Genomic DNA, 24,326 nt, shown 5'->3' with positions numbered 1-24,326 from the left:
GGTGTGTTGGGGATCATCCTAGGTCGGGCGACCCGGCGAGCCGCCACATCCGCACTGCCAGATGGGCATGCAGGCGATCGTCGCCGCGTGCCAGGTCCAGGCCGGTGAGCTCCTGCACCCGCGCGAGGCGACGATAGAGGGTCGCGCGATGGACGTGAAGGACCCGCGCCGCCTCCGCAACATCTCCACCACAATCCAGTACGGCCTCCAGCGCGCGGACCAGCTCGACGCCGGACCCCCGCGGAGCACCCAGCAGCGCGGGCAGCGGCGCGGGCGCCGCCGGCCGCCCGGCCGCGTCCCACAGCGCCGCGACCCGCGGCCACGCGCCGAGCCCGTCCACGCTCCCGGACCGCCCCAGCGCCGGGACGTGCTGCAGCGCGACCAGCGCCGCGGCCGCCCCGCCGACGCCCTCGCGCGCCGCCGCGAGGTCCGGCAGGACCGCCGACGCCGCCGCGTGCGCGGCGCCCGCGTCCACCAGCGCGCCCGCCAGCGCGTCCGGGCCGCGCGCGCCGAGGTGCGCGACCACCGTCCCGGCCGCGCCGCGCACGCGCCACACCAGGTCGTCGGCGTGCCAGCGCCGCCGCGCGCGCTCCAGGATCTCCGACGCCGCGTCGTCGTCGGCCACGTCCATCACCGCCAGCGCGAACGCCCCGCTGCGCGACCACCCCTGCCGCGCCGCCAGCTCGCTCGCCGCCCGCGTCCGCACGCCCGGGTCCGGGTCGTCGAGCAGCTCGCCCAGCAGCGCGGCGATCCGCGCGTGCGCCTCGCCGCCGCCCGCGCGCTCGGCCCACAGCACGTCGGCGGCCGCCCGCGCCGTGTCGCGCAGCAGCGAGCGCTCGCGCGCGTCGAGCGCCACCGGCCCCGGGATCACCCACACCACGCCCAGCAGCGCGCCCTCGTGCCGGACCGGCGCCGCGGTCCGCGGGCCCATCTCGATCGCCGCGTTGGGCGGCGTGTCGACGACCTCGCCGGCCGCCTCCAGCCCCAGCGTGTCCAGCCACGCGGCGACCCGCGGCGGCGCGGCCCGCGCCAGGATCGACGCCTGGCGCACGCGGTCCTCGAGCTCGGTGTGCGCGCTGTAGGCCAGCAGCCGCCAGCGCCGGTCCTCCAGCGCGACCGGGCGCCGCAGCGCGTCGGCGAGATCGTCCACGAGGTCCTGCACGGAAGCGGCCACGACGAGACGGACCATACGGCCTGCGACAGATGTCGCACGTCCGACCCCGGATCCGAGACGCCCGAGCGCTGCTGTGCCGCGCCCCCGCGGGGAACCTTCAACCATGCTCATGAACGCCGACGAGGAGACGGCCCTCGGCGACCCGGCGCCGTCCGCCACGATCGAGCCGCGCGTCGCGGAGATCGGCCGTGCCCTGGTCGCCGCGATGCCGACCGCGCGCCGCACGCCCCGCGCCGCCGTCGAGCGCCGCGTGATGGCCGCGATGGTCGACGACCCCGAGCTGCGCGCCGCGGTCTTCCGCTTCGTCGACGTCCGCCCCGCGTGCGACTCGCCCGACGACCTCGCCCGCCACCTCGGCGAGCTGCTGAGCGAGGCGTCGGCCAGCTCGCCGCTCGCCGCCCGCGGCGCGTCGCTCGCGACCGGCGGCCTGACCAGGCGCCCCGTCGCCGCCGCCGCGGCGCTCGGCGTCAAGCAGATGGCCCAGCGCTTCATCATCGGCGCCGACGCGCACGACGCGCTCCCGGAGGTCGAGCGCCTGTGGAAGTCCGGCGCCGCCACCACGATCGACCTGCTCGGCGAGGCGACGGTCACCGAGGAGGAGGCCGACGCCTACGCGCAGCGCTGCGAGGACACGCTGCGCGCCGTCGCGGCGGCCGCGCCGAAGTGGCCCGCCCGCGAGCTGCTCGAGCGCGACGCCGCGGGCCCGATCCCGCGCGTGAACCTCAGCGTCAAGGTCTCCGCCCTCACGCCGCTGCTGCGCGCCACCGCGCCCGAGCGCGGGATCGCCGGCGCCGAGCCGCGCCTGCGCCACCTGCTGCGCGTCGCCCGCGACACCGGCGCGCACCTGCACGTCGACATGGAGTCCTACGACACGCGCGAGGCGGTCACGGAGCTCACACTGAAAGTCCTGAGCGAGCCCGAGTTCTCCGAAGGCCCGAGCGCCGGCATCGTCCTGCAGGCCTACCTCACCGAGTCGCCCCAGCATCTCGACCGCCTGCTCGCCTGGGCCGACGCGACGCCGCGCGCGCAGCCGTTCACGATCCGGCTCGTCAAGGGCGCCTACTGGGACCACGAGACCGTCGAGGCCGTCCAGCACGGCTGGACCCCGCCGGTCTTCCAGGACCGCCGCGCCTGCGACCGCAACTACGAGCAGCTCACGCGCCGGCTGATCGACGCCCAGCGTGGCGGCCGCGTCCGCGCCGCGATCGCCTCGCACAACCTGCGCTCGATCGCCCACGCGCTCGCCTACGCCGACGCGACCGGCGCCGACGTCGAGCTCCAGGTCCTGCGTGGCCTCGGCGACGAGACGCAGGCCGCGCTGCTGGCCGCCGGCCGCCGCGTCCGGACCTACTGCCCGATCGGCGACCTCGTCGCCGGGATGGCCTACCTCGTGCGCCGCCTGCTCGAGAACACCAGCAACGACTCGTTCCTCCGCGCCCAGGCCGAGGGCGTCGACCTCACCACCCTCCTGGAGCAGCCCTAAGCCATGAGCGCCACCGAGATCACCGGCAACGCGACCGACACGTTCACCAACGAGCCGGTCCTCGAGTTCCGCAGGAGCGAGGTCCGCGACCGCGCGCTGGCCGCGCTCGCCGAGCTGGACACGCGCCTGCCGCTCGAGGTCCCGATGTCGATCGGGACCGAGCTGGTCCGCGGCGAGGCGTTCGCCTCGGTCGACCCGTGCGCGCCGGAGCGCGTCGTGGCCCACGCCCACGCGGCGACCGCCGCGCACGTGGACCTGGCGCTGACGCGCGCGCAGCACGGCCAGCGCGACTGGGGCGCGCGCAGCGCCGCCGAGCGCGCCGCGACCCTGCGCACCGCCGCCGAGGTCATGCGCTCCAGGCGCCTGGAGCTGGCGGCGCTCGCCGTGCGCGAGTGCGGCAAGCCGTGGATCGAGGCCGACGGCGACGTCTGCGAGGCCATCGACTTCCTGATGTACTACGCCGCCGGCGCCGAGGAGCTCGGCCGCGGCCGCGCGCTGATCCAGCTGCCGGGTGAGCGCAACACGATGAAGTACGTCCCGCGCGGCGTGACCGCCGTGATCGCGCCGTGGAACTTCCCGCTGGCGATCGCCTGTGGGATGGCGAGCGCGGCGCTGGCGACCGGCAACGCGGTGGTGCTGAAGCCCGCCGAGCAGGCGCCCGCGTGCGCCCAGGCCGTCGTCGACGCGCTGCACGCCGCGGGCGTCCCGCACGACGCGCTGGCGCTGCTGCCCGGCGGCGACGAGCCCGGCCGCGCGCTGGTCGCCGACCCGCGCGTGCACACGATCGTCTTCACCGGCTCGTGCGCGGCGGGGCTGTCGATCCTGGAGTCCGCCAACCGCGTGGACGTCAACGAGCAGTTCCACATCAAGAAGGTCGTCGCCGAGATGGGCGGCAAGAACGTGATCGTCGTCGACGGCGACGCCGACCTCGACGACGTCGTCCCCGCGGTGCTCTCCAGCGCCTTCGGGTTCGCGGGCCAGAAGTGCAGCGCGGCGTCGCGCGTCCTGGTCGTCGACAGCGTCGCCGACGCGCTCGTCGAGCGCCTCGCGGGCGCGGTCCGGACGCTCCAGGTCGGGCCGGCCGAGGACTTCGCGACCGACGTCCCGGCGGTCATCGACGCCGCCGCGCAGATGCGCGTGCGCCGCTACATCGCCCAGGGCGCCCCGCACGCGACGCGCGTCGCCGCGGCGTCGGACGGGCTGCCGGAGGGCGACGGCTACTGGGTCGCGCCGACGTTGTTGTACGGGTTGCCCGACGAGCACCCGGTCGTCCAGGAGGAGGTCTTCGGACCCCTGCTGGCCGTCCAGTCGGTGCCGTCGATCGCCGCCGCCTGCGACGCGGTGGACGCGTCGCGGTTCGCGCTCACCGGCGGGCTGTTCTCGCGCTCGCCGCGCACCGTCGAGGAGGTCGCCGCGCGCACGCCGGTCGGCAACCTGTACGTGAACCGGGAGATCACGGGCGCCATGGTCGGCCGCCAGCCGTTCGGCGGCGGGCGCCTGTCCGGCACCGGGCCCAAGGCGGGCGGGCCGGACTACCTGCTTCAGTTCGTCGAGGCGCGCGCGGTCACCGAGAACACGGTGCGCCACGGGCTCGTGGTCTGATCGTCGGGGCGCGGTCGCGGGACCGGGAGGACGACCGGCCGGACGTAGCGGTGGTCGTCGATCGGGGAGTAGGTGGTGAGGGAGACGGCCATGCAGCGCAGGTTGGCAGCGGCGGCGCGGCGCGAACAGCGCGCCTCCCGGTGGACGCGACGTGCGGCCTGCCCCACCGATGGGGTACGACTTCACGCATGACCGAGGGAGAAGAGCCGAAGGCGACCCCGCCCGCCACCCCGCCCGCGCCGGCCGTCCCCGAGGCGCCCCCGCTGCCGGAGGTCGAGCAGGAGTCGATCGACGAGATCATCGCCGGCGCGCCGTCGCCGGAGGAGATCATCGAGGCCGCGGAGCCTGCGGAGGACGTCCTGGCGGCGCAGCCGTCGGTGGACGAGCTGCTGGGTCGCGATCGCGACGAGCGGTGACCAGCCCGAAGACGAGGTAGTCCGCGCCGGCCGCGAACGGCCAGCGCCAGTGGCGCTCGTCCACGACCCGCGCGCCCGCGTGCCGGGTCGCGATCCACGGATCGCACCCGTACGGCGTCGAGCCCGCGAGCGCGCGCTTGCGCGCATCCGCTGCCGGCCTGCGCAGCAGCGTGTCGAGGGCGAACGGCTGCTGGTGGCCCTTCCACCAGCCGAGCAGGTCATGGAGGATCACGACGACCGGCGCGCTCGCATGCAACCGCGCGACGACCGCGTCGGTCAGCGGCTGCCCCGCGCGCAGCAGCACCTCGTCGATCTCCCGACCACTCAACGTCCCCGCCGACTTCAACGCTGGGTAGAGCAGCTGCGTCAGGACCAGGTCGGCGACGACGACGTCGTAGACGCCGAGCGGCGCAGCCGCGCCCACCGGGGTCGCCTCCGGCCGCCGCGCCTCGCCCCCGAGCGCCGCGGCGATGATCGCGTCGGCGGCTCCGGCGGTGACGTCCTCCACGACCGCGCGCCCCTTCCCGCCGGTCCGCGCGACCGCGCGCGCCAGCGCCTCGCCGTCGAGGTCGATCAGGTCCAGCGTTCCCGCCCGCTGCGCCAGCCGCGCCAGCGGCACGTCGTCCCCGTTGCCCGCGCCGACCACCGCCACCGCGGCGCCCGGCGCGACCACGTCCTCCAGCAGCGCCCACACCGCGTCCCGTGCCGGGCGCCAGCGCTTCCTGCGCGCCGACCCCACGCCCCGGGCGTTGTTGGTGGCGTTGGCTGCGAGCGCGCCGCTCATCCGTGGTCGTGCATCGCGTGGACGACCGCGTGGCCCCTGCCCCGCGCGATCAGCCAGCGGTTGACCGGGAACGCCGCCCAGAACGCCAGGAACAGCGCGCCCGCGAGCGTCCACCAGAACAGGAAGTCGCCGAGCCCCGCGTCCATCGCGCCCGGGATCACGAGGATCGTCAGCGAGTCGATCAGCTCCATCGTCGCGATGCTGAACGTGCCGCTCGCCAGCGCCAGCGGCGCCGCGCCCCGGACGCTCAGGCCCGAGCGCAGCAGCGGCAGCATCGTCAGCGAGTAGCCGAACACGAACGCGAGGAAGATCGAGATCGCGATCGTCGCCGCGTTCCCCCACCCGGCCGCGGTCGCGATCACGAGCCCCACGATCTCGCCCAGCGCGCAGCCCGTCAGGCAGTGCACGGTGGCCTGGAACGCGGTCCGGTTCAGCGAGGCGTGATGCCCGTGGTCCATCGCGCCACAGCCTACGAGGAGACGATGTCCGACCACGCATCCCCCGCCCGGGTGAACGGCGTCCAGAGCGGCGTGAACGGCAGAGCGCCGACGTGCCAGCTTCTCCGCGCGGTGCCTGGCGCGGAGGCACTCGATACCTAGGTCTGAGCCCCGGTGCACAGCCGTCGAGCACTGCGCCCCGGCCCGCGCTGCCCAGCGTTCCGGCACATCCGTGACCCACCTCACTGTTGCCCACCCATCAAGAGCCGAGGCGAGCACGTCGATCCTTCTTGCAGAGCCGTCCCCGTGTCTGCCCCCACGCCCCCACCGCTGCACCGTCCTTCCCCGACGACCCTGACGCCGCCCAAGCGGTGGCCGTGGCTCGCGCTCGTCCTCGCCGTCGGCATCGCGGCGATCGGCGCGCTCCTGATCCTCCACGCGCGCGAGCAGCACGCGCGCCGCGCCGAGATGCAGGCGACGCTGTTCGCGACCGACCTGCGCGACTCGGTCCGTCAGATCACGCTCGTCGGCAATTCGCTTCCGGCCGCCCAGCTCGCACCCGCGCTGACCCCGGTGATCGCCGCGACCGCCCAGACCGCCAACGCGCGCGTCGATCAACTCGCCGCGCTGCTGAAGGGCGACGCCCAGGTCACGCGGATGCGCGCGCAGCTGCGCCAGGTGGCCGCGCTCGCCACGAGCAAGCGGACGTCGATCTTGTCCTCCGACCACCTGACGCTCGCCGCCGACCAGATGGCCGACACCGCCGACGCGATCGCCGCCCAGCAGCACGACCGCGCGACCTGGGCGGCACGGGAGACGATCGCCGGCGGCGCGCTGACGATCGCGCTCAGCCTCGCGATCGTCGGCCTCGCGCTGCAGCGCGCGTCGCGGCTGGTCGTCCGGGCCGGCCGCCGTCAGGCGCGCATGCTGCAGGAGCTCGCCGACCACGACCCGCTGACCGGGCTGGCGAACCGCCGCCGCCTCGCCGACGACCTCGCACGCCTGGCGCCGCAGGCGACCGCCGACGCGCCGGTGCAGGTGATGATCTGCGACCTCGACGGCTTCAAGGGGCTCAACGACACGCTCGGCCACGAGGCCGGCGACGAGATCCTGATCGCGCTCGCCGACGCGATCGCCGACGCCGCGGGCGACGACGGCGACGTCTACCGCCTCGGCGGCGACGAGTTCTGCGTGTTGTCGAAGCCGGGCGCCGACGTCGCCGCGATGGTCACCGCGTCGCTGCGCAGCGACCCGCGCGTGACCGGCTCGGCCGGGACGGCGCTGTGGCCGCACGACGCGCCGAGCGCGCGCGGCGCGATGCGGCTCGCCGACGAGCGCATGTACGCGGCGAAGGCCGCGCGCCGCAGCGCGGCGGCCTAGGCGCTAGACCGCGGTCGCGCCGTCGAGCGCGGCGACCAGGGCCTTCAAAAACGCCGCGGCGTCCTGGGGCGTGACGATCCGCGCGTCGGCCGACAGCGTCGCGGCGCGGGCGCCGATCGCCAGCGACGCCGCGTGGCCGGGAACGATGATCGAGGTGTAGGTGTCGATCCCGTCGGCCGCGAGGTGCGACAGCGTGAACGTCGCGTTGGCGCTGGCGGCGGCGGTCAGCGTGCCTGCCTCAAGCGCGGCGCGCGCGGCGGCGATCTCGGCGTCCGCCGCCTCCGCGGTCTTGCCGTCGGCGTCCAGGACGACCGGCGTCGCGCCGGCCAGGACGACGCCGACGTTCGCCGCTTCGTAGTGCTGGAACTTGGCGTCGACGTAGGCGCCGTTGACCGCGGCGACCGCCTTCAGCGCCCGCCCGGCCGCGACGATCGCGGCGCCGAGCGGCGGCGCGTTGTCATAGAAGATGGAAGCCTGGAAGTCCGGGATCGTCGCCTTGGCCTCGGCGACGCGCCGCGCGGCGGTGCGCTGGGCGGCGGTGGGCTCGATCGTCTCGACAGCGCCCTTCGCGCTCATTCGTTCTCCTCGAAGTAGTCCGGGTGGACCTCCCGGATGTGGGGCAGGCTCGACAGCACCATCCGCAGGTGGTGGCGCAGGGTCGCCTCGGCGTGGTCCGGATCGCGGTCGGCGACCGCGGCGACGACGACGCGGTGCTCGCTGACCATCTCGCCGAGGTAGCCGGGCTCGGGCAGCGAGAGGCGGCGGACGCGGTCGAGGTGGCCGTTGGCGCGGCGGCTGAGCTGCCACGCGATCTCGCGGCCCGACAGCTCGCAGAGGCGCCGGTGCAGCGCGTCGTCGAGGCGGTCGAAGGTGTCGGCGTCGCCGGCCTCCTGGGCGCGGTCCTGCGCCGCGAGGTTGGCCTGCAGCTCGGCGAGGTCGTCCTCGGTCGCGCGCTGCGTCGCCAGCCGGATCGCCGCGCACTCCAACGCCTCGCGGACGAACGCGGCGTCCTCGACGCCCTCGTTGGAGATCAGCGTGACGAACGTCCCGAGCTGCGGCACGATCGCGACCAGCCGCTCGTCGCGCAGGCGCACGAGCGCCTCCCGGACCGGCGTGCGCGACACGCCGAGCCGCTCGGCCAGCTCGTTCTCGCTCAACCGCCGCCCCGGAGCGAGCTCCGCGCTGACGATCGCCTCGCGCAGCGCGAGGTAGACCTGATCACGCGCCGAGACGCCCGACGCGCGTTCGCCGAGGGCGATCCGCATGGGCGGATGTATACAAGCCAATCGCACACGATCGTGTGTTCAGGGTTGAACTCAGGGTGGCGGAAGGGTTAGCGTCCCTCCGTGTTCACGTTCCTGGACGAGATCGGCGACATGATGATCTTGACCGGTAAGACGCTGGTCTCGGCGATCAGGCCGCCGTATCCGTACGGCGCGGAGTTCACGATCCAGTTCATCTTCGCGCTGCGGCTCTGCTGGCTGCCGCTGCTGATCACGTCGGTCTGCCTGAACTACGCGGTGCCGGGCGTGCAGGGCGGGAACTTCGTGCAGCTGCTCGGCTCGATCGACCGGCTCGGCGGGCTCTTCGGGCTCGCCGACATCCGCGAGTTCGCACCGCTGGTCTGCGCGATCATCGTCTCGGGCGTCGCGGGGACGGCGATCACCGCCGACCTCGGCGCACGCAAGATCCGCGAGGAGCTCGACGCGCTCCAGGTGCTCGGCGTCGACCCGGTGAAGAACCTCGTCGTGCCGCGGTTCCTGGCGCTGATGCTGGCGACCGCGCTGTTCGACGTGTTCGCGATCATCGCCGGCGTCTCCGGCGGGCTGATCGCGACGCTGACCCACCACGCGCCGCTCGGGCCGTTCTTCGCGACGTTCTACAGCAACGGCACCACGACGGACCTGTGGGCGTCGGTCGTCAAGTGCACGCTGTTCGGCGCGATCACGGCGATCATCTGCTGTTACAAGGGCATGACCGCGTCCGGCGGCGCGGCCGGCGTCGGACGCGCGGTCAACCAGGCGGTCGTGATCACGCTGCTGGCCGTCGGCGCGTTCAACTACATCTTCACGCAGACGCTGCTGGCGACCCACCCGGACATGCTCACGATCAGGTGAGCTACCAGGATTGCGTGAGCCCGCCGTCGACCAGCAGCGACTGGCCGGTGACGTAGCTCGCCGGCCCGCTGACCAGGAACGCCGCGGCCGCCGCGATCTCGGCGACCGTCCCGAGCCGCTGGGCCGGGAGCTGCCTGGCCGCCTCCTCGGCGACCTCGCGGCCGCCGGAGTTGCCGTAGATCCGGTCGGTCCCGATCCGGCCGGGCAGGACGGCGTTGAACGTGACGCCGTCGGCGATCGTGTCGCGCGCCAGCAGCTTGAAGGCGTTCAACAACCCCGGGCGGTTGACGTTGGAGAGCTGGAGGCCGGGAATCGGCTCGACCGCGGCGCTGCTCGACACGGCCAGGACCCGGCCCCACCTGCGCTCGCGCATCCCGGGCAGGACGCGCCGGACGATCTTCATCGGCGACATCACGAGCGTCCGGTACGCGGCCTCCCACTGCTCGTCGCTGAACGCGAGCGGGTCGGCGCCGAACGGCGGGCCGCCGGTGTTGGCGACGTAGACGTCGATCGGCCCGACCTCGTTCTCCACCAGGTCGATCAGCGGATCGACGGCGCTCAGGTCCTCGGAGTCGAAGGCATAGGCCTTGCCAACGCCCTCGCCGCTGCGCGACGCGCTCACGACACGCGCCCCCTCGGCGGCCAGCGCCTCCGCGATCCCGCGCCCGATCCCGCGCGACGCGCCGGTGACCAGCGCGACCTTGCCGTCCAACCCGAGGTCCATGGTGCGTCAGTCTGACGTGCCCGCGCGCACGAGCGCCGCCAGCGCGGCGGTCAGCGCCGGGTCGGCGCCCGGGCCGTCGAGCGCGAGGCGGCGCAGCTCGAAGCCGTCGACCAGCGCGATCAGCGCCGGGATCAGCGGCTCCGGGTCGGCGACGCCGAGCGCGACCAGGACCGTGCGCGCCGCCTGGTCGTAGGCGGCGTAGGCGCGCGCGGCGACGTCGCGCAGCTCGCCGTCGCGCGAGGCCTGGAGGTACAGCTCCATCTGGGCGAGCTGCTCGTTGCGGTTGGCCGACTGCACGACCGCCTGGACCGCAGCCGCGACCTCGTCGATCTCCAGCGGCGCGCCGTCCAGCCCGTCGGCGAGCTGCTCCAGGCGCTCGGCCTCGCGCGTGACGAAGATCAGCAGCGCCTCGCGCAGGAGGTCGTTCTGGGAGGCGAAGTGGTAGGTGAGCGAGCCGAGCGAGACGTCGGCGCGGGTCGCCACCGCGCGGTTGGTGACGCCGCCGATCCCGGACTCGCCGATCAGCTCCAGGGTGGCGTGCAGGATCCGCTCGCGGGCGCTCATGCGGCCGCGGCGTACGGCGGGCGCGTGTCCTGCCACCGCTCATGTGCTTCAAGTTGCGCGGCGAGCGCGATCAGCCGCGGCTCGCTGGCCTGCGGGCCGAGCAGCTGGGCGCCGACCGGCAGGCCGTCGCGGGTCAGGCCGGCAGGCACGTTGACGCCCGGCCAGCCGAGGACGTTCCACGGCCACGCGTACGGGCACGCGCCGACGATGACCTTGTCGGTCGCCCAGCCGCCGAGGCCGTCGATCGCGCCGACCGGCAGCGGCGGCTGCGCGGTCGTGGGCGCCAGGACGACGTCGACGCGGTGGAAGATGCGGCCGATCCCGGCGCGCAGCGGCGCCTCCAGCGCGCGGGCGAGCCGGAGCGGCGGGCCCTTGAGCCAGCGGCCGAGCGAGGCGTTGTGGCGCGTGCGCGGGTCGAGGCGCGCGGCGTCCGGGACGCGGTGCGACCACTCATGCAGGCCGGCCATCGAGCGCGGGATGAACGTGGCGCCGATCAGGCCGTAGCGCGGGTCGTCTTCCACCACTTCGTGACCGAGTTGCTCGAGAACGCCGGCCAGGCGGGTGACGTGCTCCTCGACCTCGGGGTTCAGCCTGGCGGGCGCGCCGCTGAACGGGATCCGGGTGGAGAGCGCGATCCGCAGGCGGCCGGGATCGGCGGTCTCGGCGTTGCGCGCGAACGGCACGCCGGGCCGGTTGGGCGTGTGGCGGTCGCCGGGCGCGCCGCCGGCGGCGACGTCGAGCAGGAACGCGGCGTCGGCGACGGTCCGGGCCAGCGGCCCGATGCAGGTCAGGCCCTCGAACGCCTCCTGGTCGGGCAGCGTCGAGATCCGCCCGCGCTGGGGCTTGATGCCGACGAGGTGCGTCCAGGCGGCCGGGATCCGGACCGAGCCCGCGCCGTCGGAGCCGAGCGCGGCCGGGACCAGCCCCGCGGCGACCGCGGCGGCGCTGCCGCCGCTCGACCCGCCGGGCGTGTGCTCCAAGTTGTAGGGGTTGCGCGTGGCGCCGAAGGCCGGGCCCTCGGTGATAGGCCACTGGCCGAACTCGGGCGACGTCGTCTTGCCGACGATCACCGCGCCCGCCGCCCGCAGCCTACGGGCAGCCTCGCCGTCGGCGGTCTTGGCGGCGAACGTGCCCTCGCAGCCGAACGCGGTGCACTCGCCCTCGAGGTCCATGTCGTCCTTGATGGCGATCGGGACGCCGTGCAGCGGGCCGCGGGCGTCGCGCGGCGTTTGGTCGGCCGCGGCGGCCTCGGCGCGCGCCGCCTCGTGGCGGACGACCCGGAACGCGTTGAGGTCCGGCTGCGCGGCGTCGATCCGCGCCAGCGCCGCCTCGACCAGCTCGGCGCTGGACGCCTCACCGCTGGCGATCAGCTCCGCCGTCCGGCGCAGTCCGGCGAACGCCAGGTCGGCGCCGGCGCGCGTCGTCGTCTCGGCCGTCGTGGCGGGCGTCCCTGCGGCGGCGTCGCTCGGGGTCGTCATGCGGCGCAGGTTATCTGTCGTTCGTTCGAACGACCAAGTCTCAGCCGGTCCCAGGCGGCTCGCGGCGCTCGGGCGGCTCGGCCTCGGCGGCGAGCTCCCTCGCCTTCGCGCGGGCGCGGACGTAGGCGCGGAAGACCTCGGCGCGCGCGGTCTCCAGCTGCGCCTCGACGAGCGCGGGGACCGCGGCGGTCTGCTCGTCGGGCTCGGGGCGCTCGTCCATCCGGGAGTGCAGATACCGCAGGGTACGGGCGTGAAACCTGGCGCGGTCCGCACGATGCCCAGCAATGGCTCAGCGGCGGCCCAGCGCGCGCTCAGGCCGCGCGCCGATGGTGGTGGACATGAAGAAGCCACGTATCCGGAGAGTCGCCGTGATCGTCGGGACCACCGCCCTCTTCGGCGGCGCGGTCGCCGGCTGCGGCTCGTCGTCGTCGAACAACAGCACCAACAACTCGGGGGCGGCGCAGCAGTCGGCGTCGTCGAGCACGGCGGCGCCCGGCGGCACCGCCGGCGGAGCGCGCGGCGGCGGGTTCGACGCGACGACGCTGAAGACGCTTGCCACGAAGCTCGGCGTCTCGACCAGCGCGCTCCAGAGGGCGATGCAGTCGGCGCGCCCGACCGGGACGCCGGGGCAGCAGCCGAGCGGCAGCTCGGGCGGTCCGGGCAACATGGCGGCGGCGATCGCCAGGGCGCTGAACCTGTCGGAGTCGAAGGTCTCCGCGGCGCTGGCGACGGTCATGCCGCAGGGCGCCGGGCCGGGCGGCGGCAACGGCGGCGCACCGCCGTCGGGGACCGCGCCGTCCTCGACCAGCTCGACCTCGGGCTCGACGACCTAGCGCAAGACGCGCGCGGCGATGCCCTCGATGGTCTGCTCCCCGTAGGCCTGCGAGGGCGCGCCGCTCGTCAGGACCGCCAGGGCGACGCGGCGGTTGCCGCGGATCAGCAGCGCGACCTGGTGCGTGATCCCGGTCCGCCAACCGCCCTTGAAGAAGGCCTTCATGTTGTGATGTGCCGCGACCGGCGCGATGCCCCAGCGCTGGTAGGAGACGACCGACGACAGCAGCTTGCGCGCGAAGTGGCGGTGCGTCGAGGGCACCAACTTGTCGATGTTGTAGAAGAACCGCGCCTGGTCGGCGGCGGTCAGCTGCGCGCTGGCCCAGTAGCCGACGTCGCGGAAGTGCCTGGCGTGGGCCGCGTTGGCCACGCGGTAGAGGCCGGCGGCGCCGACGCGGCGGTAGATCGCGTCGGCGGCGTCGTTGTCGGAGACCTCGATCATGCGCGTCAGCGTCTGGGCGGTCTTCGCGTCCAGGTGGCCGTGGCCGTAGCGGCGCAGCGTCGCAACCAACAACATGGCCTTGACGACCGACGCCGACGGGAACTGCACGCTGCGGTTGACGCCGCGCATCCGGCCCTGCCCGTCCAGCACCGCGAACCCGACGACGCCCCTGCGCCGCGCCGCGAACTTCCGTGCGCTGGCAACGCCCGCGGCGGTCGCGAGCACGGGACTGCGGGAAGTTGATGTGGTCGACGTCGCCTTCACCGGGACCGCCTCCACGGTCGCCGGCGCCGCCGTGGTCTGCGTCTGCGCCAACGACGCCGGCCCACTCGGCGCGCGCACGGCGACGACCACCAGCACAACGGCACTGGCGGCCAGCACGGCAAGTCTCAATCTCGGCCTGGCGATCCCCGGCACTCCACAAGACGCGGTTGAACGCCGCGTGAGAGTTCCCGCAACGTCCGCGAAGAACACACCTGGACCACCAGTCCAGACTTCGCCGAATACCCTCGCCTCCCGTGGCCGACCTCACCCCCACCGACCGCCCACCGGCACCCCTACGCCCGAACCGCATCTCGATCTGGCCGATCGACGCCGACCGCTACGGCATCGACTTCACCTACCACGGCTCCACCGGCTACGCCGACGCCGAGTTCGCCAAGACCATCATCGAATCAGCCGGCCTCCCCACCACCTTCCGCCAAGAGCTCGACCAGGCCTGGTCCGTCCGCATCGGCCCCATCCCCCGCTCGGCGATGCTTGAAGCCCTCCAGCGCTTCGCGTTCAGCTAGTCGTTGGCCGTGATCGTGTCGAGGACGTGCGCGAACTGGTCGCGGGCGGCGGCGCGGCGGGTTGGGACGTGCTCGGTCGGGATCTCGTCGGCCGGAGGGGCGTAGCCGCGGAGGATCTGGCGGGCGACGGACTGGCGGTGGACCTCGTCCGGGCCGTCGTAGATGCGCGCGGCGCGGGCGTAGCGGTACATGGCCTCGAGCGGCAGGTCGGTCGAGTAGCCGAGCGAGCCGTGGGCCTGGAGCGCGCGGTCGACGACGTCGTGGAGGACCTGCGCGCCGAAGAACTTGATCAAGGCGATGTCCTTGCGCGCGGCGGCGACGCCCTGGGTGTCCATGACCCACGCGGCCTGCAGCGTCATCAGGCGCGCGGCCTGCATCTGCGCAGCGGAGTCGGCGATCCAGTTCTGGACCGACTGGTGCTCGCCGAGCGTCTTGCCGTGCGCGTAGCGGTAGGTCGCGCGCTCGCAAAGCATGTCGAACGCCCGCTGCGCGACGCCGAGCCAGCGCATGCAGTGGTGGATCCGGCCCGGGTAGAGGCGTTGCTGAGCGATCAGGAACCCCTCGCCCTCGCCGCCCAGCCGGGCGGACGCCGGGATCCGGACGTCCTCGTAGACGATCTCCGCGTGCCCGCCGAGCTGGCCGAAGGCCTCCCACGGGTGCTCCATCGTCGGCACGTCGCGCAGGATGTTGACGCCCGGGGTGTCGACGTCGACCAGGAACATCGACGCCCGCTGGTGCGGCCGCGCGTCCGGGTCCGTGACGGCCATGACGATCAGGAAGTTCGCGATCGACGCGTTCGAGGAGAACCACTTGCGGCCGGTGATGACGTACTCGTCGCCATCCCTGCGGGCCTGCGTCTTGAGCAGCGTCGGGTCCGACCCAGCGGAGTCCGGCTCCGTCATCGAGAACGCCGACCTCAGGTCGCCGGCGAGCAGCGGCTCCAGGTACCGCTCCTTCTGCTCCACCGTGCCTGCGAGCGCCAGGATCTCCGAGTTGCCCGAGTCCGGCGCCTGGCACCCGAACGCGTTCGGGGCATACGGCGACGTCCCAAGCACCTCATGCAACAACCCCAACTTGACCTGCCCGTAGCCCTGTCCCCCCAGCTCCGGATCCAGATGCGCGGCCCACAACCCCTGCCTGCGCACCTCCTCCTGCAACGGCGCGTAGGCGCGATCCAGCGCCTCCTGCCCGAGCTCGCCGGCCAGCGTCTCCAACGGCCAGATGTTCTCCCGGACGAACTCCCGCGCCCAGTCCAGCTTTGCCGCGTACTCCGGCTCCGTCGCGAAATCCCAACCCATGCCGCGACCCTACTCCGCCGACCGACCACGACGCGAGACCCAGGTACGCCCACCGCGAAGGAAACACCGGCGGTGCCCCAACAACCGGATCGCGTGTGACGCGAAGCCGGACAGCCGACGGCGAGCCCGACTCCACTCCGCACCACCACGACGACCGGACCAAGCGAAGCGCCTTCAACCCCAACAACTCGCGGCGCCGCGGAGTGACGACGCGGAACAGACGACGGCGCCGCCGCAGAGTGAGATGCGCGTTGACTCGATGCCGGACGAACGGCGGCGAGACCGACCTCACTCCGCACCACCGCGACGACCGGACCAAGCGAAGCGCCTTCAACCACGACGACGCGCGGCGCCGCGAAGTGACGACGCGGCGAAGGCAGTGGCGGTGCCGCGGCGGCGAGGCGCGTGACCTGAGTGACGGCGCGGCGGCGAGGCGCGGGACTTGAGGTCAGGCGCGGGGGGCGGAGCGGCGGAGGGGTTCGCGGCCGGAGGGTTGACGGGGGCGTTCGCGGTGGGGGAGCGGTGGGATGGGGCGGGACACGCGGCCGGAGTCGGCCGTCAGGTGGACGAGCTCGGCATGGTGGTGGATCTCCAGCGCCTCGCCGGACTGCAGGGTGTAGTGCGCGTTCTCGGCGTCGACCTCGACGAGCACGCGGCCGGTCGACACGCCGATCCGGAACGCCAACCGATCGACTCCCGGCGGCACGCGTGGCGCGAACGACAGCACGCCGTCGTGATCGCGGAACCCGCCGAAGCCGGCGACCAGCGCCAGCCAGGAACCCGCCAGCGACGCGATGTGCAGCCCGTCGCGCGTGTTGTGCTCCAGGTCGTGGAGGTCCATGTACGCGGCCTCCCCGAGGTAGTCATAGGCCAACTCGAGGTGCCCCGTCTCCGCCGCCACGATCGCCTGCACGCACGCCGACAGCGAAGAATCGCGAACGGTCAGCGGCTCGTAGTACGCGAACGCCCGCGCCTTCTGCTCGGCCGTGAACCGGTCCCCGCACGTGTACAGCGCCAGCACCAGGTCGGCCTGCTTGACGACCTGCTTGCGGTACAGGTCGAAGTACGGGTAGTGCAACAACAACGGGTAGTTCTCCGCCGGCGTCGCCTCGAAGTCCCACACCGCGTGGTGCGTGAAACCCTCCGCCTGCATGTGCACGTCCAGGATCCCGTCGTAGGGCACGTGCATCGCATCGGCCGCCCGCCGCCACTGCGTCGACTCGTCGTGCCCCACGCCCAGCCCCGCCGCGCTCTCCGGATGCGCGTCGACCGCCTCGGCCGCGCCCAGCAGGTTCCGGCGCGCCATCAAGTTGGTGTACGTGTTGTCGTCGCTCAAAGCGCTGTACTCGTCCGGGCCCGTCACGCCCGCCAGCCGGAACCGGTTCTTGCGGTCGTAGTGCCCGAGCGAGATCCACAGCCGCGCCGTCTCCACCAGCAGCGGCAGCCCGACCTCGCGCGCGAACACCGGATCGCCCGACGCCCGCTGATAGCGCAGCACGGCATCCGCGATGTCGGCCCCGATGTGCACCGCCGCGCTGCCCGCAGGCCAGTACCCGGAGCACTCCTGCCCCGTGATCGTCCGCCACGGGAACGCCGCCCCCGCCCACCCCAGCTGCTGCGCCCGGTCGCGCGCCAACCCCAAGGTCTCGAACCGCCACCGCAGCGCGTCCGCCGCCGCATCCGGCGACGTGTAGGTCAACACCGGCAACACGAAGGACTCGCTGTCCCAGAACGCGTGCCCGTCGTACCCGGACCCCGTCAGCCCCTTCGCCGCGATCGCCCGTCGCTCCGCCCGCGCGCCCGCCTGCAACACGTGGAACAACGAGAACCGGATCGCCTGCTGCAGCTCGCCGTCGCCATCGACCTCGACGTCCGCGCCCTCCCAGAACGCGTCCAAGTAGGCCCTCTGCTCCTCGCACAGCCCGTCCCAGCCCGTGTGCGCCGCCTCGGCCAGGCCGCCGCGCGCCTGGGCGCGGACCGACGGCAGCGCCCGGTGTCCCGACCACGCATACGAGATGAACTTCAACACGCGCAGCGTCGAGCCCTCGGGCACGTCGGCCGCCACGATCACCCGCGCCGCGTCGTCCCCGTGCTCCACCGTCGTCTCGGTCCCCGCCGGGCCCTCCACCTCGTGATCGGCGCTCACGCACACCAACGCCCCGGAGCGCTTGGTCCGGTGCACGAGCGACACCCGCATGTCATCCGCGAACGACTCCAGCCCCTCCAGCGGCTGCGCCAGCGCCGCCGCGCCGCGCGGGTCGCCGCCGTGCTCGGCCCCGCCCGGCCCCGAGGGCGCACCCGTGTGCCCGTCCTCGTTGGTGACCAGCTCGCTCTGGATGACCAAGCGCGCAGACCTGCCGACCGGCTCGACCTCGTACTCGATCGCCGCCACGCCCCGCTGCGAGAACGACACCAGCCGCTTGGACCGGATCCGGACCTCCGCGCCGGCCGGCGAGCGCCAGTGCACCTCGCGCCGCAGCATCCCCGCCCGGAAGTCGAGCACGCGCTCGTGCGACAGCAGCTCGCCGTAGCGCACGTCGAACAGCTCGTCGTCGACGTGCAACCGCATCAACTTGGCGTCGGTGACGTTGACGACCGTCTCCCCCGCCTCCGGGTTCCCGTATGCCGACTCGGCGTAGGGCAGCGGCCGCGTCTCGTGGAAGCCGTTGAGGTACGTCCCCGGCAGGCCGACCGGCTCGCCCTCGTCGAGGTTCCCGCGCAGGCCGATGTGGCCGTTGGCCAGCGCGAAGACCGACTCGGACTGCGCCAGCGTCCCGAGGTCCAGGCCGCGCTCGCGCAGCGCCCACGGGTCGTTCGCGTCGTAGTTGGGGTGGGTGATCATGAAGGTCTACAACAACTCCGCCAGGTCCTGGACGACGATCGTCGCGCCGTGGTCGCGCAGCGCCGCCGCCTGCCCGACGCGATCGACCCCGACAACGGCGCCGAACCTGCCGTCGCGCCCGGCCTGGACGCCCGCCAGCGCGTCCTCGAAGACCGCGGCATGCGACGGCGCAACGCCCAGCCGCCTCGCGCCCTCCAGGAACGTGTCCGGCGCCGGCTTGCCCTTCAGCCCCTCCTCCGCGACGGCATGCCCGTCCACGATCTCCGGGAACCTGTCGAGCAACCCAATCGCCTTGAGCACGTCGCGCGCGTTCGCCGACGACGACACCACCGCCATCTTCAGCCCGGCTTCGCGCGCCGCGTCCACGTACTTCACCGAGCCGGAGTACGCCTCGACGCCGTCCTTCTTGATGATCTCGAGCACGAGCCTGTTCTTCTTGTCGCTCAACTGATGGACCAGGTCCTCGTCGAACCTGATCCCCCGCGACCTCAGGAACGACCGGACCCCGTCCTCGCGCGGCAGGCCGTCGACGTACTCGTCGTAGTCGTCGTGCGCGTCGAACGGGACGAACTCGCCGCCCTCCCTCTCGGCCCTGTCCTTCAGGTAGCCGTCGAACATCTCCTTCCACGCCCGCGCGTGGACCTTGGCGGTCTGGCTGAGCACGCCATCGAGGTCGAACAGCAGTGCCTCGATGTCATCCGGAAGTCCGAGCATGCGTCAAGCCTTACCCATTTACGCCGCGCCCGCGGCGGCGTCCTGCGGGACGCCCACCAGCGCGCCGCCCGCGCAGTCCTCGCAGCGCACCTCGCGGCGGGGGTTGACGATGCCGACCAGGCCCAGGATCCCGCCGATCGCGACGAGCCCGGTGGACAGGCCCATGCCGAGGTGGAAGGCCTTGACGGACGCGTGGGTCACCGCGGCGGAGACCTCGGCCGCCTCCTCCGGGGGCAGCCCGCTCACGTCCGCGGTCGCCAGCGTCTGCCTCTTGGCGTGCGCGACCGTCGCCGCGCCGGCCGGCGACAGCACGCGGTTGCTGCCGCCGAACGCCGAGTCGATCGACGACGTGAACGACGACGACACCACCGCACCCAGCGCGGCGACCGCCAGCAGCGACGCCACGCGCGCCACCGCGTTGTTGACGCCCGACGCGATCCCCGCGTTCTGCTCGTCGGCGTCGGCCAGCACCGTCGCGGTCAACGGAGCCACCGTGGCCGAGAGCCCCACCGCGAACAGCAGGATCGCCGGGAACACGTCGGTCCAGTAGTCCGGGTCGGCGCCCACGCGCTGCATCAGCGCCAGCCCCGCCGCCGCGATCAGCGGCCCCAACCCCATGAACAACCGCGGCCCGAAGCGATCGGCCAATCGGCCCGCGCGCTTGCTGAGCAGGAACATCACGACCGTCGCGGGCACGGTCGCCAGCCCCGCCTGCAGCGCGTCGTAGCCGGCGACCTGCTGCAGGAACAGCACCAGGAAGAAGAACGTGATCCCCAGGCCGCCGTACATCGCGAACGTCTGCGCGTTGCCCACGGCGAAGTTGCGCCGCGCGAACAGCCCCAGCGGCAGCATCGGGTGCGCGACGCGCGACTCCCAGACCAAGAACCCCAAGAACAGCGCGATGCCGGCCACCGCCGGGATCAGGACCCCCGGCGCGCCCCAGCCCAGCGCCGGCTGGCGGATCAGCGCGAACACCGGCCCCGCGAGCCCCAGCGCGCACAGCACCGCGCCGACCCAGTCGATCGGCGCGTGCCGCGTGTCCCGCTCCCGCTTGGGCACCGCGACGAGGATCAACATCAACGTGATGACCACGAACGGGATGTTGATGGCGAAGATCCACCGCCACGAGGTCGCGTCGATCAGGTAACCGCCGCACAGCGGCCCGATCACCGTCGCGATCCCCGACCACGCCGTCCAGGACCCGATCGCGCCGCCGCGCTCGTCCGGCGGGAACGCGCTGACGATCACCGCCAGCGCGCTCGGCGTCAGCAGCGCGCCGAACACGCCCTGCAGCGCGCGTCCCGCGATCAGCACGTCCATCGACGGCGCCAGCGCGCACAGCAGCGACACCGCGCCGAACCCGCCGACGCCGATCGCGAACACCCGCCGCTCGCCGAGCAGGTCGCCCAGCGACCCGCCGATCAGGATCAGCGACCCCAGCGCCAGCAGGTACGCGTTCGACACCCACTGCTGCCCCGCCAACCCACCGCCGAGGTCGTCGCTGATCGACGGCAGCGCCACGTTGACCACCGTGGCATCCAGCCCGACCACGAAGGACCCCATGATCGCCGCGACCAACGACAGCCGCTTGGGGTCCTTCAACGACGAGAGCATGCGCCGCACACTAGCCCGCCGGGCGCGCGGCCGCTCGACCGCGCAGGGACCTTCAGCGGCCGGTGACCGCGCGGTCCTTGCCGGCGGCCTTGGCCGCCAGCAGGCGGTCGTCGGCCGTCCGGAACAGCGCGGCGACCGTGTCGCCCTCCAGCGGCGCGGTCGCCAGCCCGACCGACGCGGTCAGCGCGCCCGCCGGCCCGAGGCAGCCCTCGCGGACCGCCGTCACAAGCCGGTGCGCCGCCGTCACGGCCTCGTCCTCGTCGGCGCCGGGCAGGATCACGGCGAACTCCTCGCCGCCGGTCCGGCACACGATGTCGGCGCCCCGGACCGTCTCGCGGACGAGGTCCGCGAACGCCCGCAGGACGCCGTCGCCGACCGGATGGCCGTGCGCGTCGTTGACCGCCTTGAAGTCGTCGACGTCCAGGAGCACCAGCGCAACCGGATCGCCCGATCGCCGCGTCCGTGCCAGCTCGGCGCCGAGCCGCTCGTAGAAGTGGCGCCGGTTGAACAGCCCGGTGAGGTCGTCGGTCCGGGCCTGCTCGTTCAAACGCTCGCGCTGCCTGGCGTTGTCATAGGCCAACGCCGCCAGCGTCGCGAAGCGCTGGATCAGCTCGACCTCCTCGGGGGCGAACTCCGCCACCGCGCCCTCGCGCCACACGTTCAGCGTCCCGAGCACGCGCGACCCCGCGATCAGCGGCGTGCACACCAGCGCCTCGGGCTCGTCGTCGGGCGTGTTCGGCACCTGGTAGATCGCCTCGCGCGACCCGTTGGCCTCCAGGTGCACGAGCGTGCGCGTCCGGACGACCCTGCCCGCGATCGACTTGTGCAGCGGCGGGCGCGCGCCGAGCGTCTCCTCGACGTAGCGGCCGACCGCGAAGACCGGCAGCAGGAAGGGCACGCCGTCCTGCGTCGCGTACACCGCCAGCGACGTGAACGGGACGATCGTCTCGAGCGCCCGCGCCATCTCGTCGAAGGTCGACGACAGGGAGCCCTCGGCGAGGATCGACGCGGCCGCGTCGATGATCGCTTCGAGACCGCGGGTCAGCCGCAGCGGGTCCCCATCAGGCATCTCCTGCACTGTGCCGCATGATCGGCCCTATCGCCGTTCGGTTAAGCGAATTGGCCACTCGTCGCTCCAACGGCCGTTCAGCGTGGGCGCGGCAGCATGACGCTGCTCCGCGACGTCCCCGCCAGCGGCCGCGTGGCCCGGAGCGCCAGGACCACCCGCCGGACCGCGGCGCGCCGGACTCGCTGGTACGCGGCGGTTTTCACGGTGATCCGGAGGGTCACGACACGCTTGGAAGACGTCGTCCGGTACGCGTGGCGGGTCGCGACGCGGGCGTACGACGCCGTCACCACGCCGGCCCTCCGCGTCCGCAGCGTCGCGGTGGCGTAACCGGTGCAACGGACGATTGTCGTAGGGCATCGTGCAGTCAGGACGAGCTGTCTCCTGTGCACTTTCGACCACGCGGCGTGCCAGGTGACCGCCGGTCTGCTTGTGGACTTGCCGCTCGGATCTTCGATCACTGCACGTCGGCGGGATCGGCGGCCGGGCCCTGAGCGGCGAGGGGCTGCTGCTCTTCGAGCTGTCGGACGCGGCGGGAGAGCTCTTGGACGGCGGCGATCAGGACGCCGTTGGCGTCGACGACATCGATGGTGGTGTCGCGGCGGCCGTAGCCGAAGGCGGCCCACCAGTCCTGGGCCATGGGGCCGATGTGGAGGGCGTCGGGGTCCCGGTCATAGCGCCACTCGCTGACGGCGAGGCCGTCGAGCAGCTCCAGGATCTGCGCCCGGGTGAGCGGTTCGGCTCTCTCGGTTCGCGGAGGGCGGGGCCCGAAGAACGTCGAGCGATACCCGCGGAACGTGCTGATGATGCGCATGCAACCCCCAACGGCGAGCGACATCGCTGCCACTCGCCGGTACCACGGGGAGGTCGGGTCGGAAGACCTAGGCGATGACCTTGACGTCGTGCTTGACGTCCCGGTTGCTGGAGATGATGGGGACGACGATGGGTTCCAGGGCGGTGACGACCTTCAGGAGATCGTCGACCAAATTTTCCTTGGTGGTTCCCGTCATGGTGGTTCCTTTCCGTTGGCACCGCGTTGGACGGTGGCCACTCTAGACCTGACGAGTACCAATCTCCAGAAGCTCAGCAGTGTTTAACCATTGCAAATCCTGTGCGATCTGCCAAACGCGCCCTACCACCGCGGGCTCACGGCCGCCACGGGCGCGACATCCTGGCGCGCCGACGGCCCGCTGGCCATGGATCGAGGCACCGCGTTCCCACTGCCGGCGCGATACCCAGGAATGTAGGACTCATTGATCAGCGTCCATTCTTACATCCTCGCCCCAGCGCGAGCTCGACCGCCAGGGCACGCCGCGACGACGCGCGCGACCCCGGCCGCGTTAGGGGCTCTACGTCCGCGCCAGCGCGGTCGTCTGCAGCGACCAGGTGAGCGCCTCGGCGTAGGCCTCGCCCAGCGGGTCGTGCGCGCCCGGATCGCCGACGGGGCCCATGCCCCACTCGTAGTCCAGGACCGCGGTCAGCGCCGCGCCGTCCGCGCCGTCGCGGTGCAGCAGCGCGTCGATGACGGCGTCGACGAGCGGCAGGCCCTGCAGCGCGTCCTCCATCGAGACGCCCAGCAGCGCGTCGGCGACCGACAGCAGGCCGACCGAGAACGCGACGTCGGTGTCGCCGCCACGGCCCTCGGCCAGGCGCGACAGCGTCCGGGCGCGGCTCAGCGCGGTCGGGACCAGCTCGTCGCAGTTGGTGGAGATCCCGCCCAGCACCAACAACATCGCCCACTGCCGGACGGTCCGGGAGCCGAGCATCGTGACGGCCTCGTGCACGCTCGTCACGCGCTTGCGCAGCGAGAACGACGCGGAGTTCAGCAGGCGCAGCAGGCGCAGCGTCAGGCCCGGATCACGGGCGACGACCGACTCGATCTCCTCGAACGTCGCGTCGGAGCGCGACAGCACGGCGATGTCGTGCAGCGACGACGACATCGACGTCGGGATCTCGCGGCCGGTGATGATCTCCGGCTTGCAGAAGAAGTAGCCCTGGAACAGCTCGTAGCCGAGGCCGAGGCAGTACGCGAACATGCCGCGGTCCTCGACCTTCTCGGCCAGCAGCTGCACGCCGAACGGGCGCAGCAGCTCGGCCTGCTCCTTGGCGTGGTTGTGGCCGCCGGCCAGGACGTCGATCTTCACGATCGAGGCCAGCGACAGGACGTCGTCGGCCTCCTTGGAGTACACGAAGTCGTCGAGCGCGATCTTGAAGCCCGCGGCGTGCAGCTCCTGCAGGCGGCCGAGCAGGTCGTCGTCGAGGTTCTGGTTCTCGAGCAGCTCGAGGACGACGTCCTCGGGCGCGAGCGGCAGCGGGTCGACGTCGAGCAGGAAGCGCCGGGTGACGTTGACCCACGCAGGCGCGCTGCCGACGAGCGGGCGCAGGCCGATGTCGCCGTAGGCCGCGAGCAGGACCTGGGCGGTCGCCTGCTCGCCGTAGTTGGCCATGCCGCGGTGCAGGAGCTCGTACCCACGCAGCTGCTGGCGCTGATCGAGGATCGGCTGTCGCGCGACGGCGACGGAGCTGGCCAGGGCGACGTCCATGTCGTCCGCTTGGATCGGCGTAGCGA

At 73.1% G+C, this 24,326-nt stretch carries 25 protein-coding genes; 7 read left to right on the top strand and 18 right to left on the bottom strand.

The genetic code is table 11. The features are described 5' to 3' along the window. Nucleotides 1-13: 13 nt before the first annotated feature. The gene (locus H030_RS0107015) at nt 14-1,174 is read right to left on the bottom strand and encodes a helix-turn-helix domain-containing protein (RefSeq protein ID WP_155891886.1); all 1,161 of its coding nucleotides are present in this window, start codon (nt 1,172-1,174) and stop codon (nt 14-16) included. Between the two features lie 103 nt (nt 1,175-1,277). Here H030_RS0107015 and H030_RS36550 point away from each other — a divergent pair, with 103 nt between their 5' ends. From H030_RS36550 to H030_RS0107000, 3 genes are all read left to right on the top strand, one after another. After that, a complete protein-coding gene (locus tag H030_RS36550; RefSeq protein ID WP_051221941.1) occupies nt 1,278-2,657 on the top strand; it encodes a proline dehydrogenase family protein in 1,380 nt (459 codons plus the stop codon). Between the two features lie 3 nt (nt 2,658-2,660). Next, nucleotides 2,661-4,259 carry an aldehyde dehydrogenase family protein gene (locus H030_RS36545; protein WP_051221935.1) on the top strand — a complete coding sequence of 533 codons (1,599 nt, stop codon included), beginning with the start codon at nt 2,661-2,663 and terminating at the stop codon, nt 4,257-4,259. Between the two features lie 188 nt (nt 4,260-4,447). Continuing rightward, on the top strand, nt 4,448-4,675 hold the full coding sequence (locus H030_RS0107000) for a hypothetical protein (RefSeq protein WP_027005589.1): 228 nt from the start codon (nt 4,448-4,450) through the stop codon (nt 4,673-4,675). Here H030_RS0107000 and H030_RS0106995 read toward each other — a convergent pair. Both H030_RS0106995 and H030_RS0106990 read right to left on the bottom strand, forming a co-directional pair. Further along, nucleotides 4,587-5,459 (bottom strand): hypothetical protein, encoded by an 873-nt coding sequence (locus H030_RS0106995; protein ID WP_027005588.1) that lies wholly within the window; start codon nt 5,457-5,459, stop codon nt 4,587-4,589. The two genes, H030_RS0107000 and H030_RS0106995, sit on opposite strands and share 89 nt — an antisense overlap. Further along, nucleotides 5,456-5,917 (bottom strand): DUF4396 domain-containing protein, encoded by a 462-nt coding sequence (locus H030_RS0106990; protein ID WP_027005587.1) that lies wholly within the window; start codon nt 5,915-5,917, stop codon nt 5,456-5,458. Before H030_RS0106990 ends, H030_RS0106995 begins: the two co-directional genes overlap by 4 nt. Nucleotides 5,918-6,202: 285 nt before the next feature. Between H030_RS0106990 and H030_RS36540 the strand changes: the two genes are divergently transcribed. Then, a complete protein-coding gene (locus H030_RS36540) occupies nt 6,203-7,276 on the top strand; it encodes a GGDEF domain-containing protein (protein ID WP_027005586.1) in 1,074 nt (357 codons plus the stop codon). Between the two features lie 3 nt (nt 7,277-7,279). Here H030_RS36540 and H030_RS0106980 read toward each other — a convergent pair whose 3' ends face one another. Together H030_RS0106980 and H030_RS0106975 are read right to left on the bottom strand one after the other, a co-directional pair. Further along, the gene (locus H030_RS0106980; protein WP_027005585.1) at nt 7,280-7,852 is read right to left on the bottom strand and encodes a 2-oxo acid dehydrogenase subunit E2; all 573 of its coding nucleotides are present in this window, start codon (nt 7,850-7,852) and stop codon (nt 7,280-7,282) included. After that, nucleotides 7,849-8,541 carry a GntR family transcriptional regulator gene (locus H030_RS0106975; protein ID WP_035125962.1) on the bottom strand — a complete coding sequence of 231 codons (693 nt, stop codon included), beginning with the start codon at nt 8,539-8,541 and terminating at the stop codon, nt 7,849-7,851. Before H030_RS0106975 ends, H030_RS0106980 begins: the two co-directional genes overlap by 4 nt. Nucleotides 8,542-8,622: 81 nt before the next feature. Between H030_RS0106975 and H030_RS0106970 the strand changes: the two genes are divergently transcribed. Continuing rightward, a complete protein-coding gene (locus tag H030_RS0106970; protein ID WP_231398379.1) occupies nt 8,623-9,393 on the top strand; it encodes an MlaE family ABC transporter permease in 771 nt (256 codons plus the stop codon). Nucleotide 9,394: 1 nt separating this feature from the next. On the opposite strand, the gene H030_RS0106965 is transcribed toward H030_RS0106970, so the two are convergent. From H030_RS0106965 to H030_RS0106950, 4 genes are read right to left on the bottom strand one after another with little or no spacing between them, the layout of a single operon-like run. Next, a complete protein-coding gene (locus tag H030_RS0106965; RefSeq protein WP_027005582.1) occupies nt 9,395-10,117 on the bottom strand; it encodes an SDR family oxidoreductase in 723 nt (240 codons plus the stop codon). A gap of 6 nt (nt 10,118-10,123) precedes the next feature. Continuing rightward, nucleotides 10,124-10,681, bottom strand: coding sequence for a TetR/AcrR family transcriptional regulator (locus H030_RS29995; protein WP_035125959.1), 558 nt, complete (start codon nt 10,679-10,681; stop codon nt 10,124-10,126). After that, nucleotides 10,678-12,159 carry an amidase gene (locus H030_RS0106955; protein WP_081690581.1) on the bottom strand — a complete coding sequence of 494 codons (1,482 nt, stop codon included), beginning with the start codon at nt 12,157-12,159 and terminating at the stop codon, nt 10,678-10,680. The genes H030_RS29995 and H030_RS0106955 overlap by 4 nt, the downstream gene beginning before the upstream one ends. A 40-nt stretch (nt 12,160-12,199) precedes the next feature. Beyond that, nucleotides 12,200-12,379, bottom strand: coding sequence for a hypothetical protein (locus tag H030_RS0106950; RefSeq protein WP_027005580.1), 180 nt, complete (start codon nt 12,377-12,379; stop codon nt 12,200-12,202). A gap of 118 nt (nt 12,380-12,497) precedes the next feature. On the opposite strand from H030_RS0106950, the gene H030_RS0106945 reads away from it, so the two are divergent. After that, complete coding sequence (locus H030_RS0106945; RefSeq protein WP_155891884.1) at nt 12,498-12,992, top strand: hypothetical protein; 495 nt, start codon at nt 12,498-12,500, stop codon at nt 12,990-12,992. On the opposite strand, the gene H030_RS0106940 is transcribed toward H030_RS0106945, so the two are convergent. Then, nucleotides 12,989-13,813, bottom strand: a complete 825-nt coding sequence (locus H030_RS0106940) for a serine hydrolase (protein ID WP_027005578.1) — start codon at nt 13,811-13,813, stop codon at nt 12,989-12,991. The two genes, H030_RS0106945 and H030_RS0106940, sit on opposite strands and share 4 nt — an antisense overlap. A gap of 137 nt (nt 13,814-13,950) precedes the next feature. Here H030_RS0106940 and H030_RS0106935 point away from each other — a divergent pair, with 137 nt between their 5' ends. Further along, a complete protein-coding gene (locus H030_RS0106935) occupies nt 13,951-14,223 on the top strand; it encodes a hypothetical protein (RefSeq protein ID WP_027005577.1) in 273 nt (90 codons plus the stop codon). Here H030_RS0106935 and H030_RS0106930 read toward each other — a convergent pair. The 8 genes from H030_RS0106930 to H030_RS0106890 form a co-directional block, all read right to left on the bottom strand. After that, the gene (locus tag H030_RS0106930) at nt 14,220-15,521 is read right to left on the bottom strand and encodes an acyl-CoA dehydrogenase family protein (RefSeq protein ID WP_027005576.1); all 1,302 of its coding nucleotides are present in this window, start codon (nt 15,519-15,521) and stop codon (nt 14,220-14,222) included. The two genes, H030_RS0106935 and H030_RS0106930, sit on opposite strands and share 4 nt — an antisense overlap. A gap of 448 nt (nt 15,522-15,969) precedes the next feature. Beyond that, entirely contained in the window at nt 15,970-18,363 is a 2,394-nt protein-coding gene (locus H030_RS0106925; protein WP_027005575.1) for a glycoside hydrolase family 65 protein, read from the bottom strand. 6 nt (nt 18,364-18,369) lie between these two features. After that, nucleotides 18,370-19,077 (bottom strand): HAD family hydrolase, encoded by a 708-nt coding sequence (locus tag H030_RS0106920; RefSeq protein WP_027005574.1) that lies wholly within the window; start codon nt 19,075-19,077, stop codon nt 18,370-18,372. Between the two features lie 18 nt (nt 19,078-19,095). After that, entirely contained in the window at nt 19,096-20,691 is a 1,596-nt protein-coding gene (locus H030_RS29990; RefSeq protein ID WP_035126871.1) for a DHA2 family efflux MFS transporter permease subunit, read from the bottom strand. 52 nt (nt 20,692-20,743) lie between these two features. After that, nucleotides 20,744-21,760, bottom strand: a complete 1,017-nt coding sequence (locus tag H030_RS36535) for a sensor domain-containing diguanylate cyclase (protein WP_051221929.1) — start codon at nt 21,758-21,760, stop codon at nt 20,744-20,746. 454 nt (nt 21,761-22,214) lie between these two features. Continuing rightward, the gene (locus H030_RS29980) at nt 22,215-22,571 is read right to left on the bottom strand and encodes a tail fiber domain-containing protein (protein ID WP_051221927.1); all 357 of its coding nucleotides are present in this window, start codon (nt 22,569-22,571) and stop codon (nt 22,215-22,217) included. A gap of 67 nt (nt 22,572-22,638) precedes the next feature. Further along, nucleotides 22,639-22,767 (bottom strand): hypothetical protein, encoded by a 129-nt coding sequence (locus tag H030_RS40410; protein WP_269208521.1) that lies wholly within the window; start codon nt 22,765-22,767, stop codon nt 22,639-22,641. Between the two features lie 339 nt (nt 22,768-23,106). Next, entirely contained in the window at nt 23,107-24,300 is a 1,194-nt protein-coding gene (locus H030_RS0106890; protein WP_027005572.1) for an EAL and HDOD domain-containing protein, read from the bottom strand. Nucleotides 24,301-24,326 lie beyond the last annotated feature (26 nt).

Source organism: Conexibacter woesei Iso977N, from assembly GCF_000424625.1.
Lineage (GTDB): Bacteria > Actinomycetota > Thermoleophilia > Solirubrobacterales > Solirubrobacteraceae > Baekduia > Baekduia woesei_A.
The sequence above is the reverse complement of the archived record's forward strand: the minus strand, read 5'-3'. Positions and strand labels throughout refer to the sequence as shown.

Bases quoted from the DNA above. Each gene is read 5' to 3' on its own strand.
- H030_RS36550 (WP_051221941.1), top strand. From the start codon at position 1,278: ATGCTCATGAACGCCGACGAGGAGACGGCCCTCGGCGACCCGGCGCCG.
- H030_RS36545 (WP_051221935.1), top strand. From the start codon at position 2,661: ATGAGCGCCACCGAGATCACCGGCAACGCGACCGACACGTTCACCAAC.
- H030_RS0107000 (WP_027005589.1), top strand. From the start codon at position 4,448: ATGACCGAGGGAGAAGAGCCGAAGGCGACCCCGCCCGCCACCCCGCCC.
- H030_RS0106995 (WP_027005588.1), bottom strand. From the start codon at position 5,459: ATGAGCGGCGCGCTCGCAGCCAACGCCACCAACAACGCCCGGGGCGTG.
- H030_RS0106990 (WP_027005587.1), bottom strand. From the start codon at position 5,917: ATGGACCACGGGCATCACGCCTCGCTGAACCGGACCGCGTTCCAGGCC.
- H030_RS0106980 (WP_027005585.1), bottom strand. From the start codon at position 7,852: ATGAGCGCGAAGGGCGCTGTCGAGACGATCGAGCCCACCGCCGCCCAG.
- H030_RS0106975 (WP_035125962.1), bottom strand. From the start codon at position 8,541: ATGCGGATCGCCCTCGGCGAACGCGCGTCGGGCGTCTCGGCGCGTGAT.
- H030_RS0106965 (WP_027005582.1), bottom strand. From the start codon at position 10,117: ATGGACCTCGGGTTGGACGGCAAGGTCGCGCTGGTCACCGGCGCGTCG.
- H030_RS29995 (WP_035125959.1), bottom strand. From the start codon at position 10,681: ATGAGCGCCCGCGAGCGGATCCTGCACGCCACCCTGGAGCTGATCGGC.
- H030_RS0106955 (WP_081690581.1), bottom strand. From the start codon at position 12,159: ATGACGACCCCGAGCGACGCCGCCGCAGGGACGCCCGCCACGACGGCC.
- H030_RS0106950 (WP_027005580.1), bottom strand. From the start codon at position 12,379: ATGGACGAGCGCCCCGAGCCCGACGAGCAGACCGCCGCGGTCCCCGCG.
- H030_RS0106945 (WP_155891884.1), top strand. From the start codon at position 12,498: ATGAAGAAGCCACGTATCCGGAGAGTCGCCGTGATCGTCGGGACCACC.
- H030_RS0106930 (WP_027005576.1), bottom strand. From the start codon at position 15,521: ATGGGTTGGGATTTCGCGACGGAGCCGGAGTACGCGGCAAAGCTGGAC.
- H030_RS0106925 (WP_027005575.1), bottom strand. From the start codon at position 18,363: ATGATCACCCACCCCAACTACGACGCGAACGACCCGTGGGCGCTGCGC.
- H030_RS0106920 (WP_027005574.1), bottom strand. From the start codon at position 19,077: ATGCTCGGACTTCCGGATGACATCGAGGCACTGCTGTTCGACCTCGAT.
- H030_RS29990 (WP_035126871.1), bottom strand. From the start codon at position 20,691: ATGCTCTCGTCGTTGAAGGACCCCAAGCGGCTGTCGTTGGTCGCGGCG.
- H030_RS36535 (WP_051221929.1), bottom strand. From the start codon at position 21,760: ATGCCTGATGGGGACCCGCTGCGGCTGACCCGCGGTCTCGAAGCGATC.
- H030_RS29980 (WP_051221927.1), bottom strand. From the start codon at position 22,571: ATGCGCATCATCAGCACGTTCCGCGGGTATCGCTCGACGTTCTTCGGG.
- H030_RS40410 (WP_269208521.1), bottom strand. From the start codon at position 22,767: ATGACGGGAACCACCAAGGAAAATTTGGTCGACGATCTCCTGAAGGTC.
- H030_RS0106890 (WP_027005572.1), bottom strand. From the start codon at position 24,300: ATGGACGTCGCCCTGGCCAGCTCCGTCGCCGTCGCGCGACAGCCGATC.